This window comes from Variovorax sp. CCNWLW235 (assembly GCF_037204085.1).
In the GTDB taxonomy this organism is placed as follows: Bacteria; Pseudomonadota; Gammaproteobacteria; order Burkholderiales; family Burkholderiaceae_C; genus Variovorax.
Map to the genome: position 1 here is coordinate 225,293 of NZ_JBBCBW010000008.1, position 11,116 is coordinate 236,408.

At 65.7% G+C, this 11,116-nt stretch carries 11 protein-coding genes; 7 read left to right on the forward strand and 4 right to left on the reverse strand.

Annotated elements, in window-relative coordinates; genetic code table 11:
- Window positions 1-4: 4 nt before the first annotated feature.
- The 7 genes from V9L21_RS12420 (at window position 5) to V9L21_RS12450 (ending at window position 8,071) form a co-directional block, all read left to right on the forward strand.
- Complete coding sequence (locus V9L21_RS12420) at window positions 5-772, forward strand: class II aldolase/adducin family protein (RefSeq protein WP_157614430.1); 768 nt, start codon at window positions 5-7, stop codon at window positions 770-772.
- A 96-nt stretch (window positions 773-868) separates the two neighbouring features.
- The gene (locus V9L21_RS12425; RefSeq protein WP_337312216.1) at window positions 869-1,747 is read left to right on the forward strand and encodes a bile acid:sodium symporter family protein; all 879 of its coding nucleotides are present in this window, start codon (window positions 869-871) and stop codon (window positions 1,745-1,747) included.
- Window positions 1,748-1,754: 7 nt separating this feature from the next.
- Entirely contained in the window at window positions 1,755-2,681 is a 927-nt protein-coding gene (locus V9L21_RS12430) for a LysR family transcriptional regulator (RefSeq protein ID WP_337312218.1), read from the forward strand.
- Between the two features lie 77 nt (window positions 2,682-2,758).
- Window positions 2,759-4,186, forward strand: coding sequence for an FAD-dependent tricarballylate dehydrogenase TcuA (gene tcuA, locus V9L21_RS12435; protein WP_337312220.1), 1,428 nt, complete (start codon window positions 2,759-2,761; stop codon window positions 4,184-4,186).
- Window positions 4,170-5,435, forward strand: coding sequence for a tricarballylate utilization 4Fe-4S protein TcuB (gene tcuB, locus V9L21_RS12440; RefSeq protein ID WP_337312222.1), 1,266 nt, complete (start codon window positions 4,170-4,172; stop codon window positions 5,433-5,435). The genes tcuA and tcuB overlap by 17 nt, the downstream gene beginning before the upstream one ends.
- A gap of 211 nt (window positions 5,436-5,646) precedes the next feature.
- Window positions 5,647-7,785 carry a glycoside hydrolase family 3 N-terminal domain-containing protein gene (locus V9L21_RS12445; RefSeq protein ID WP_337312224.1) on the forward strand — a complete coding sequence of 713 codons (2,139 nt, stop codon included), beginning with the start codon at window positions 5,647-5,649 and terminating at the stop codon, window positions 7,783-7,785.
- Window positions 7,786-7,804: 19 nt separating this feature from the next.
- Window positions 7,805-8,071: a hypothetical protein gene (locus V9L21_RS12450; protein WP_258507084.1), complete on the forward strand. Its 267-nt coding sequence runs from the start codon at window positions 7,805-7,807 to the stop codon at window positions 8,069-8,071.
- Window positions 8,072-8,132: 61 nt separating this feature from the next.
- Here the strand turns inward: V9L21_RS12450 and V9L21_RS12455 are convergent, their stop codons facing one another.
- The 4 genes from V9L21_RS12455 to urtE form a co-directional block, all read right to left on the reverse strand.
- Window positions 8,133-8,483 (reverse strand): alpha/beta hydrolase, encoded by a 351-nt coding sequence (locus V9L21_RS12455; RefSeq protein ID WP_337312228.1) that lies wholly within the window; start codon window positions 8,481-8,483, stop codon window positions 8,133-8,135.
- Window positions 8,484-8,642: 159 nt separating this feature from the next.
- Window positions 8,643-8,987 (reverse strand): FmdB family zinc ribbon protein, encoded by a 345-nt coding sequence (locus V9L21_RS12460; RefSeq protein ID WP_337312229.1) that lies wholly within the window; start codon window positions 8,985-8,987, stop codon window positions 8,643-8,645.
- Window positions 8,988-8,994: 7 nt separating this feature from the next.
- Window positions 8,995-10,227 carry a formamidase gene (gene fmdA, locus V9L21_RS12465; protein ID WP_337312230.1) on the reverse strand — a complete coding sequence of 411 codons (1,233 nt, stop codon included), beginning with the start codon at window positions 10,225-10,227 and terminating at the stop codon, window positions 8,995-8,997.
- 41 nt (window positions 10,228-10,268) lie between these two features.
- Window positions 10,269-10,958, reverse strand: a complete 690-nt coding sequence (gene urtE / locus V9L21_RS12470; protein ID WP_258508469.1) for an urea ABC transporter ATP-binding subunit UrtE — start codon at window positions 10,956-10,958, stop codon at window positions 10,269-10,271.
- Window positions 10,959-11,116 lie beyond the last annotated feature (158 nt).

The following is an 11,116-nucleotide window of genomic DNA, read 5'->3' on the forward strand; positions in this document are numbered from 1 at the left end:
CATCATGAACGCAAACTCCCAATCCGAAATCCAGAAGCTCGTGTCCGCCGAAGAGTGGCAGCTGCGCGTCGACCTTGCCGCCTGCTACCGCCTGGTGGCGCTCTACGGCTGGAGCGACCTGGTGTTCACGCACATCAGTGCGCGCATTCCGGGGCCCGAGCACCACTTCCTCATCAACCCCTACGGCCTGATGTTCGACGAGATCACCGCGTCCAGCCTGGTCAAGGTCGACCAGCAGTGCAACAAGATCATCGAGTCGCCCTACCCCGTCAACCCGGCCGGCTTCGTGATCCACAGCGCCGTGCATGCCGCGCGCGAAGACATCCAGTGCGTGCTGCACACCCATACCAAGGCCGGCATTGCCGTGAGCGCGCAGAAAAACGGCGTGCTGCCCATCAGCCAGCAATCGACCTTCGTGCTGGCCTCGCTGGCCTACCACGACTACGAAGGCGTGGCCTTCCGCGACGACGAGAAGCCGCGCCTGCAGGCCGACATGGGCAACGCCAATTTCCTGATGCTGCGCAACCACGGCCTGCTGACTTGCGGCAAGACCATTGCAGACGCGTTCCTTTCGATGTACACCTTCGAGAACACCTGCCAGATCCAGATTGCGGCGCAGTCCGGCGGCGGCGAGCTCACGCAAGTGAACCCGAAGATCGTCGAGGGCGTGGGCCAGGCGATGAAGGTGCAGACGGGCGGCCTGGGTGGGCAGTTCGTCTGGCCGTCGCTCATTCGCAAGCTCGACCGCATCGACGACAGCTACAAGCAATAAGACGCGCCGATTCCGGTTTGCACGGCTGCCAGCGCCTGCGCGACAGGTGCCGGCAGCCATTTTTTTAGAAGAATCAGAAAGAGGAGACAACAAGGCATGGACGCTACGCTCATCGTGACCCGGTTTCTGTTCGGCGCGCTGGCGCTGGTGATGTTCGGGCTCGGGCTTTCGCTCTCGCTGGAGGACTTCCGGCGGCTTTTCAAGCACCCCAAGGCGGTGACCATTGCGCTCGCGCTGCAGGTTCTCGGCCTGCCGCTGGCCTGCTACGCCATCATCGTCGGCTTCGGCCTGTCGCCGGTGTTCGCCATCGGGCTCATGCTGCTAGCGGCTTCGCCGGGCGGCATTTCGGCCAACCTTTTCTCGCACCTGTTCGGCGGCAACGTGGCCATGAACATCTCGCTTACGGCCGTGAACACGCTGCTGTCGATCGTCACGCTGCCGCTCATCGCCAACTGGGCCATCGGGCACTTTGCGCAAAGCGGCCAGGTGGTGCCGCTGCAAACGCGCAAGCTGGTGGAGGTGATCGCCATCGTGCTGGTGCCGGTGGCCATCGGCATGTTCGTGGCCTCGCGCAAGCCCGGCTTCGCGGCGCGCATGGAAAAGCCGACCAAGATCTTCAGCGCCGTGGTGCTCGCGGTGGTCACGGTGCTGGCCATTGCCAACGAGTGGAAGACCATCACGGCCACCTTCGCCGAAATCGGCTTGCCGGTGCTGCTGTTCAACCTGCTGAGCCTGCTGGCGGGCTACTACCTGAGCCGCGCCGCGGGCCTGGACAAGCCGCTTGCCACCGCCATCAGCTACGAGATCGGCATCCACAACTCCACCCTGGCCATCTTCATCGCGGTGAGCGTGCTCGGCAGCTTTCAGCTCGCGTTGCCGGCCGCCATCTATTCGGTGGTGATGTACATCACCGCCCCGCTCTTCGGCTGGCTGCTGCTGCGCAAGCGGCAACCGCAGGCTGTGCCTGCGCGATGATGCGGGCATGGAACTGAGGCAACTGCGTTACTTCGTCAAGGTCTGCGAACTCCGCAGCATGGGCCGCGCGGCCGTCGAGTTGGGCGTCGTCACGTCGGCGCTCAGCCAGCAGATCAGCCGGCTCGAGAGCGAGCTTTCGACACGGCTGCTGCAGCGCAGCTCGACCGGCGTGGTGCCCACCGATGCGGGCCTGGCCTTCTTGCACCAGGCGCAGCTCACGCTGCGGCATGCCGACGACGCCGTGCGCGCGGCGCAGCAGGCGCGCCTTTCTGGCCACGTGAGCGTGGGCCTGGCACCCACCACGGCCACGGTGCTCGGCGTGCCGCTGATGCGCGCCATGCAAGAGCGCTACCCCGAGGTGCGGCTGCACATGGTCGAGGCGCTCTCGGGCCACCTCACCACCATGCTGCATGCGCGCCAGCTCGACCTGGCGGTGCTGTTCCAGACCGACACGCCGCGGCGCTGGAGCGTGCTGCCGCTATTGGCGGAAAAGCTGTTCGTCATCGCATCGCCGAATCTCGCGCACCGCCCCCTGGGTACCAAGGTGCGGCTGTCGCAGCTGGCCGATGTGCCACTCATCCTGCCCAGCGGCAGCCATGGCTTGCGCGCCACGCTGATGGCGGCGTTTGCGCGCGCCCGCATCTCGCCGCGCATCGTCGCCGAAGTGGACGGCCTGGCATTGTTGATGGACGCAGTGCGCGCAGGCCACGGCGCGACCATCCAACCCGGTGCCGCCACGGCCCGGCACGACCGCGACGACCTGCAGCTCACGCAGATCAGCGATGCGCATGTGGGCCGCCGCAACCTGCTCGTCAGCCTGTCGGACGACGAGCTTTCGCCCGCCGCCCTCGCTGCGCGCGTGGTGCTTGCAGACACCGCCCGCTCCCTGGTGCGCGAAGGCCGCTGGACCGGCGCCAGCCTTCTCGAAAACTGAACACCCGTTGCCTCTTTCGGCCTTTCGCGTGAAGGCCCAGCTCCCTAAAGTCTCCTGCATTGCAAGGAGACCCACGAGTGATAGATGTACTGGTTGCCGGCGGCGGCAATGCCGCGCTGTGCGCCGCGCTGATGGCGCGCGAGGCCGGCGCTTCGGTGCTGCTGCTCGAAGCCTCGCCCAAGGAATGGCGCGGCGGCAATTCGCAGCACACCCGCAACCTGCGCTGCATGCACGACGCACCGCAGGACGTGCTGATCGACGCCTACCCTGAAGAGGAGTACTGGCAAGACCTGCTGAAGGTGACCGGCGGCCTCACAAACGAGCACCTGGCACGCCTGGTGATTCGCGCCTCGTCCAACTGCCGCGACTGGATGCGCAGCCACGGCGTGCACTTCCAGCCGCCGCTTTCGGGCGCGTTGCATGTGGCGCGCACCAATGCCTTCTTCATGGGCGGCGGCAAGGCGCTGGTCAACGCCTATTACCGCAGCGCTGAAAAGCTGGCCGTGCAGATCCGCTACGACACGCCCGTGGCCTCGGTGGAGCTCGACGGCGACCGCTTCGTGGCCGTGCGCACCGAGGCCGGCCAACGCATCGAGGCGAAGAGCTGCGTGCTGGCCGCGGGTGGCTTCGAGTCGAACCGCGAATGGCTGCGCGAGGCCTGGGGCCAGAACGAGCGCGGCGAATGGCCGGCCGACAACTTCCTGATCCGCGGCACGCGCTTCAACCAGGGCGTGCTGCTCAAGCACATGATCGAAGCCGGCGCCGACAGCATCGGCGATCCGTCGCAGGGCCACATGGTGGCCATCGATGCACGCGCACCGCTGTACGACGGCGGCATCTGCACGCGCATCGACTGCGTCTCGCTCGGCGTGGTGGTCAACCGCGAAGCGCAGCGCTTCTACGACGAGGGCGAAGACTTCTGGCCCAAGCGCTATGCGATCTGGGGCCGGCTCGTGGCTCAGCAGCCTGGGCAGATCGCGTGGTCGGTCATCGACCAGAAGGCCGTCGGCCGCTTCATGCCGCCGGTGTTCACCGGCACGCAGGCAAACACGCTCGGCGAACTCGCGCAGAAGATCGGACTGGACGAAGCCGCGTTCGTGCGCACCGTGCAGGACTACAACGCCGCCTGCCGCGTCGGCCGCTTCGACCACACCGCCCTAGACGACTGTCATACCGAAGGCCTCTCGCCCGCCAAGACGCACTGGGCGCGCCCGCTCGACACCGCCCCCTTCTACGCCTACCCCGTGCGTCCCGGCATCACCTTCACCTATCTCGGTCTGAAGGTGGACGAGACGGCCGCAGTGCGCTTTGGCGGCCGGCCAAGCCCCAACCTCTTCGTGGCCGGAGAAATGATGGCCGGCAACGTGCTGGGCAAGGGCTACACCGCCGGCGTGGGCATGAGCATCGGCACGGCCTTCGGGCGCATCGCCGGCACGCAGGCTGCGCGCGCGGCAAAGAACCTTTCGAAGAATTCCCCGGAGGCCGCCCTTGCAGCAGCTCACTGACCTCGTCGCGCGTGCCCGTGCGGATGCCGACGGCATCGGCAGCGCCTCGCCGCGCGTGATTCCGATCCGCCCCGCCCTGCCTCTGACTGCGAGCGAGGGCGAGGTGGCGCGCATCCTGCAGATCTGCAACGCCTGCCGCTACTGCGAAGGTTTTTGCGCCGTGTTTCCCGCAATGACGCGGCGGCTCGACTTCGGCAAGGCGGACACGCACTACCTTGCCAACCTGTGCCACAACTGCGGCTCCTGCCTGCATGCGTGCCAATATGCGCCGCCGCACGAGTTTGCGGTGAACGTGCCGCAAGCCATGGCGCAGGTGCGCATGCAGACGTATCACGACTACGCCTGGCCGCCCGCAATGGGCATGCTCTACAAGAAGGCCGGCCTCACCGTAGCGCTCGCACTGGCCGCCGGCCTTGCGCTGTTCCTGGTGCTGGCCGTGGCAATGACGGGATCGCTGCTGCACGAGCCGCTCGCGGGCAATTTCTACGCGATTTTTCCGCACAACTTCCTGGCGCTAGTGTTCGGCGTTGTGTTCGGCTGGGTGGTGTTCGCGCTGGGCATGGGCACGCGCCGGTTCTGGCGCGAGGTGTCGCCCGCTCAAGAAAGCGCGCCGGCCGAAGTGGCCGGCGTGCGCGCCGCAGCCAGCGCCGAGGCGGCGCACGACGTGCTGCGCCTCAAGTACCTGGACGGTGGCCACGGCCAAGGCTGCAACAACAAGGACGACCGCTTCACGCTCTGGCGGCGGCGCTTTCACCACTTCACCTTCTACGGCTTCATGCTGTGCTTTGCCTCCACCTGCGTCGCAACGCTGTACCACTACCTGCTCGACCTGCAAGCGCCCTACGCGCTCACCAGCCTACCGGTGCTGCTCGGCACCGCGGGCGGCATCGGCCTGGTGATCGGCCCCGTCGGGCTGCTGTGGATGAACCTGCGGCGCAATGCCGCGCACGGCGACATTGCGCAGCGGCCGATGGACCGCGGCTTCATCGCGCTGCTGCTGCTCATCAGCCTGACCGGCCTTGCGCTGCTTGCCTGGCGCGACACGGCCTTCATGGCGCTGCTGCTCGCGGTGCACTTGGGCGTGGTGATGGCGCTCTTCCTGACCCTGCCCTACGGCAAGTTCGCGCACGGCATCTTCCGCTCGGCGGCGCTGCTGAAGTTCGCGATTGAAAAACGCCTGTCCAGCCGCCTGCAGCTGGGCGGCGACTGGCCGCCGCGCCGACGAGAACAGGCTTTAAACCACGTGTAACAGCTCAAAAGCCCGACCGTTTCCGTGCGGTCGGGCTTTGGCGTGAGAATGGCGGGCCATGCACGTTCGAACCCCCGCCATGGCGGCCCTGCTGGGCTTGGCCTGTTTTCTCTCTCCCGTTTCCGCCGTCACCCCCGTCTCACAGAGAGCCCCTGCAACCCCCGCAGGGCCTCAAGGCGCGGACGCGCGTATCGATTCGCTTGTCGCCCGCATGACGGTCGAAGAGAAGGTGGGCCAGCTCAGCCTCTACGGCCCCGCCGACACCAACATTCCCGGCAACCCCCAGGCCGGCCAGCGCAATGCGCAGCAAGAGATCGACGACGTGCGCGCCGGCCGGCTCACAGGCCTGTTCAACAACCAGGGGCTGGAGCGCAAGCGCGTGCTGCAAGAGGTGGCCGTGCGCGAATCGCGCCTGGGCATTCCGCTGCTCTACGGCGCCGACGTGATCCACGGCTTTCGCACCATCTTCCCCATGCCCCTGGCAGAGGCCGCCAGCTGGGAGCCCGAACTAGCCGAGCGCACCGCGCGCGCGGCGGCGGTGGAAGCCAGCGCCGACGGCTTTCGCTGGACCTTTGCGCCCATGGTGGACATTGCCCGCGATGCACGCTGGGGTCGCGGCATCGAGGGTGCCGGCGAAGACGTGTACCTGGCCAACCTGTTCGCGGCGGCGCGCGTGCGCGGCTTCCAGGGCAGCGACCTCTCGCGCGGCGATGCATTGCTGGCCACGCCCAAGCACTTTGCGGCCTATGGTGCGGCCGAGGGCGGACTCGACTACGCAGCCACCGACATTTCCGAACGCACGCTGCGCCAGGTGTACCTGCCGCCGTTCCGCGCCGCGCTGGACGCGGGTGCGCTCTCGGTGATGAGCGCCTTCAACGAGATCTCCGGCATCCCCTCGATCGCCAACCCGGCGCTGCTGACGGGCGTGCTGCGCGACGAGTGGAAGTTCAAGGGCTTCGTGGTTTCTGACTACACCGCCGACGAGGAGCTCATTGCCCACGGCTACGCCGCCAATGGGCGGCAAGCGGCCAAGCAGTCGTTCCTGGCCGGCACCGATGTCAGCATGCAGAGCGGCTTGTACATGCGCTACCTGCCCGAACTCGTGGCCTCGGGCGAAGTGCCGATGGCCCGGCTGGACGACGCGGTACGCCGCGTGCTGTGGGTCAAGCAGAAGCTCGGCTTGTTCGACCAGCCCTTTCGCGGGCTCGACGGCCCACCGGCGCAGGCCCGCGCAGAAAATCCCGCGCACATTGCGCTGGCGCGCGAGGACGCCCGCCGTTCCATCGTGATGCTGAAGAACGAACGTGCAGTGCTCCCGCTGCCCAAGTCCGGCAAGAAGATCGCGCTGATCGGCCCCTTCGCCTCCGGCACGCAAGACCTGCTCGGCGCCTGGAGCCTGTTCCCGGGCCAGTCGGCCCCCGTCGGCATTGAAGACGGCCTGCGTGCGGCGCTGCGCGACCCTTCGACCTTGACCGTGGTGCGCGGCTCGGGCATCGAGTCGCCGCTGCCGGGCGGCATCGAAGCCGCGGTGGCGGCCGCGCGCAACGCCGACGTAGTGGTGCTCGCCGTCGGGGAGGGCCAACTCATGTCGGGCGAGGCCCGTTCGCGCACCGATATCGGCCTTCCCCAGGCGCAGCAAGAGTTGGCCGAAGCGGTGGCCGCCGCCGGCAAGCCCGTGGTCGTGCTGTTGAGCAACGGCCGTGCAATGGCGCTGCGGGGCGCCGTGCGCAATGCCGACGCGATTCTCGTCACCTGGTTTCTGGGCGTGCAAACGGGCTCCGCCATTGCGGACGTGGTGTTCGGCGACTTCAACCCGTCGGGCCGGTTGCCGGTGAGCTTTCCACAAACCTCGGGACAAGTGCCTTTCTACTATGGGCAGAAGCGCACCGGCCGCCCGTTACCCGAAAACGACCAGGCCATGGCTTTCAAGACCCGATACGTGGACACCACGAACCAGGCGCTCTACCCCTTCGGATACGGCATCGGCTATGCACCGGTGCGCTACGACGGCGTCGAACTCAGCCGCGACCGGGTGCCGCTTGGCAGCACCCTGCGTGTGCGAGCCACCGTAACCAACACAGGCCAGCGCGAGGCCGAGGAAGTGGTGCAGTTGTACACCGCCGAACGCGCAGCGAGCGTGACGCGGCCCGTGCGCGAACTCAAGAACTTTCAAAAGGTGCGCATCGAGCCCGGCGCATCGAAGGTCGTCGAGTTCACGCTGGGTGCAGAAGACCTGCAGTTCATCGGCCGCGACATGAAGCCGACCGTCGAACCCGGCGAGTTCGACTTGTGGGTGGCGCCTTCGGCTACCGGCGGCATCCGAAAGAGCTTTGCGCTGACGCGGGAGTGATGCGCTCATGACTACACCCGTGCCCATCGAACAGCGGTTGGAACTCGTCTCCGAGACGGACATCGAGACCTACTGGTTCAAGCCGACCGGCGCCGCTCTCGCAGCACTGGGCAAACGGAACGGACCTGCATGCGCACCGGTGCTTCAGTACAAAGTACTTTCCAGCGACAGCATTGAGCTTGCCGACAGCGAGCGCGTGATCGCGATCTGGACCCGCATCGAAATCGACGGCGGTGTCCTGCGCGCTGAGTGCAACGGAAAGATCAAGATCTTCCGCATCGGCTGATGGGGTGGATGCTCCCAACGGAAACGGGCCCGAAGGCCCATTTCATTGGAGAGCGGCGGGCTTACAGGCCAGCTTGGCGCGTGAACGACACGCTGGGCTTCTTGTAGGCTTGCGGCACTTCGTCGCGGTAGAACGCGCGGCGGTCGAGGCTGGCCAGCGGGTCGTGTGCCTTGGCAACGGCTTCGGCCTGGATCACCGAGCGGTCGGCGGTCGAGGTAAAGGCTTGTGCGCCGGCGCTGGCGCCTTCGCTGTATTCATTGCCGGCGCGAGCGGCGGCAACGGCTTGCGGAGCAACTTCGGAGCGCGACACGCCCGAGTTCACAGTCAGCACGCCTTCATAGGTTTCTGCTTGCGCACCGGCGGCAGCCAGGAGCGAGAGAGCAGCGGCAGCGAGGATCTTCGAGGCATTCATTTCAATCTCCTAATGGGTTGGTTGGTGAGAAGAAGTTTGATCCCGAACACCCATGAAAAAACGCCGCAAAACGAATCACGGCGTTCACGAGATTGAAACAATCGGGCAGGTGCCAAGGCATCGCTGCCTCGCCACCCGCCTCGCAGTCTTAGCGCAGGATTAGTGCGAAATCATCCACGGCCGCTTCGACGGCGCCGACTTTGCACCGCTGGGCGCCGTTACCGTTGCGCTGCGCCGCGATGCTCCCGAGCAGCATCCGCAGCCCGCCGGATGCTTGAAGCGCGCGTAGTCGCGCGAGCTGCCCGGCTCATGCCTTGCACGCTCGTTGGTCTCCATGGCACGGCGAGTGCCCGAGGCCATCAGTGCGAGCCGCGGTGCGGCCGAAAGCACGCGCGGCGATGCGCATCCGCAATCAGGGCAAGCGGCCGGCTCGTCGCGCTGGCCCGAGGGCCGCAGCGCCTCGAAACCGCCGCACTGGCCGCAGGCGTAGTCGTAGGTGGGCATGGGTGCGTCAGACCAGGTCGTGCGAGAGCGGCATGTCGATGCTGCCGTCGATCATCTTCACCGGGCCCGCCGCATTCGGGTTGATGTCGAAGTCGAAGATCTGCGTGGGCAGCCAGAGCGTGGCGCAAGAGTTGGGCACGTCGACCACGCCGCTGATGTGGCCCTGCACGGGCGCGGTGCCCAAGATCGAATAGGCCTGCGCGCCCGAGTAGCCGAACTTCTTCAGGTACTCGATGGCATTGAGGCACGCTTGCCGGTAGGCCACGTTCACGTCGAGGTAGTACTGCTTGCCGGCCTCGTCGACCGAGATGCCTTCGAAGATGAGGTAGTCGTTGTACTGCGGCGTGATCACACTCGGCTTGAAGATCGGATTCTTGATGCCGTACTTGGCCATGCCGCCCTTGATGAGGGTGACCTTCATGTGCACCCAGCCCGCCATTTCGATGGCGCCGCAGAAGGTGATTTCGCCGTCGCCCTGGCTGAAGTGCAGATCGCCCACGCTGAGGCCCGCACCGTCTACATACACGGGGAAGAAAACCTTGGAGCCGCGCGACAGATCCTTGATGTCGCAGTTGCCGCCGTGCTCTCGCGGCGGCACGGTGCGCGCACCTTCGGCCGCGGCCTTGGCGCGGGCGTCGCCTGTCATCTTGCCCATGTGGGCAGTGCCTGCGAACGGTGGATTGGCAAGGCCGGGCACGCGGTCTGGGTCAGTTGCAATGAGTTTGCCTTCGCGCTCGTTCCACATGTCGAGCATGGGCTTGTCGGGCAGGCAGCCGATCAGGCCGGGATGGATGAGGCCCGCAAAGTTGACGCCCGGCACGTGGCGCGAGCTGGTGAACATGCCCTTGAAGTCCCAGATGGATTTTTGCGCTTCGGGAAAATGATCGGTCAGGAAGCCGCCGCCGTTCTTCTTCGAGAAAAATCCGTTGAAGCCCCACAGGCTGTCCTGCTTGGCGCCGATGTCGAGCAGGTCGACCACCAGCAGGTCGCCGGGCTCGGCGCCCTTCACGCCCACGGGGCCAGACAGGTAGTGCACGGTGCTCAAGTCGATGTCGCGCACGTCGTCGGCGCTGTCGTTGTTCTTGATGAATCCGCCGGTCCAGTCGAAGGTTTCAAGAATGAAGTCGTCGCCCGGGTTGACCCAGCAGGCCATCGGAATGTCCGGATGCCAGCGGTTGTGGATCATCTCGTTCTCGGTGGGCGACTTGGTCAGGTCGACCTTGATCAGCGTGTCCGTCATTTGCAGTGGCTCCTGGTTGGGTTGTGGTTAAACGAAGAAGGTCATACGGAGAGATAGGCCTTGATGTGATCGACGTCGGTCTTGTCGCGCGCGGTCTCGTGCACGAGCCGGCCGCCCTCGATCACGAACAACCGGTCGGCCACATCCATCGCAAAGCTCAGCACCTGCTCGGACACGACAATGGTGATGCCGCGCAGCTTGCGGATCTCGTTGAGGGCCTTGGCAATGTCCTTGATGATCGAAGGCTGGATACCCTCGGTAGGCTCGTCGAGCAGCAGCACCTTGGGGTCAGTAACAAGGGCTCGCGCAATGGCAAGCTGCTGTTGCTGCCCGCCGGAGAGGTTTCCGCCCTTGCGGCGCTTCATGTCCCAGAGCACGGGGAACAGCGCGTAAATTTCTTCGGGAATGCGTTTTGTCTTCGAGTTCTCGAGGCCGGTCTGAATGTTTTCTTCGACCGTCAATGTCGGAAAGATCATGCGACCCTGCGGTACGTAGGCAATGCCCTTGGCCACGCGCTTGAAGCTTTCGTCGCGCGACACGTCCTGCCCCGCCACTTCGATGCGGCCACTCTTCAGCGGCAGCACGCCCATGAGGCTCTTGAACAGCGTGGTCTTGCCCATGCCGTTGCGGCCCATGATGGCTATTGTTTCGTTGGCATGGCCTTCGAAGGAGATGCCGTGCAGGGCTTCGCTCTGGCCGTAGGCTGTGTGCAGGTCATCGACCTTCAGCATGATGTTGCTCATGTCACTTCCTGGGGTGTTCGTTGTTGGCGCTGTTGTTGTTGGCGCTGTTGTTGTTGGCGCTGTTGTTCAGGGCTTGTGCAAAGGCCACCGGGTACTCCCCTCCGCGAATGTCCCCCGGGGCTGCGCCCCTCCTCCTTTATTTCGCT

Bases quoted from the DNA above. Each gene is read 5' to 3' on its own strand.
- V9L21_RS12420 (WP_157614430.1), top strand. From the start codon at position 5: ATGAACGCAAACTCCCAATCCGAAATCCAGAAGCTCGTGTCCGCCGAA.
- V9L21_RS12425 (WP_337312216.1), top strand. From the start codon at position 869: ATGGACGCTACGCTCATCGTGACCCGGTTTCTGTTCGGCGCGCTGGCG.
- V9L21_RS12430 (WP_337312218.1), top strand. From the start codon at position 1,755: ATGGAACTGAGGCAACTGCGTTACTTCGTCAAGGTCTGCGAACTCCGC.
- V9L21_RS12445 (WP_337312224.1), top strand. From the start codon at position 5,647: ATGACGGTCGAAGAGAAGGTGGGCCAGCTCAGCCTCTACGGCCCCGCC.
- V9L21_RS12455 (WP_337312228.1), bottom strand. From the start codon at position 8,483: ATGAATGCCTCGAAGATCCTCGCTGCCGCTGCTCTCTCGCTCCTGGCT.
- V9L21_RS12460 (WP_337312229.1), bottom strand. From the start codon at position 8,987: ATGCCCACCTACGACTACGCCTGCGGCCAGTGCGGCGGTTTCGAGGCG.
- fmdA (WP_337312230.1), bottom strand. From the start codon at position 10,227: ATGACGGACACGCTGATCAAGGTCGACCTGACCAAGTCGCCCACCGAG.
- urtE (WP_258508469.1), bottom strand. From the start codon at position 10,958: ATGCTGAAGGTCGATGACCTGCACACAGCCTACGGCCAGAGCGAAGCC.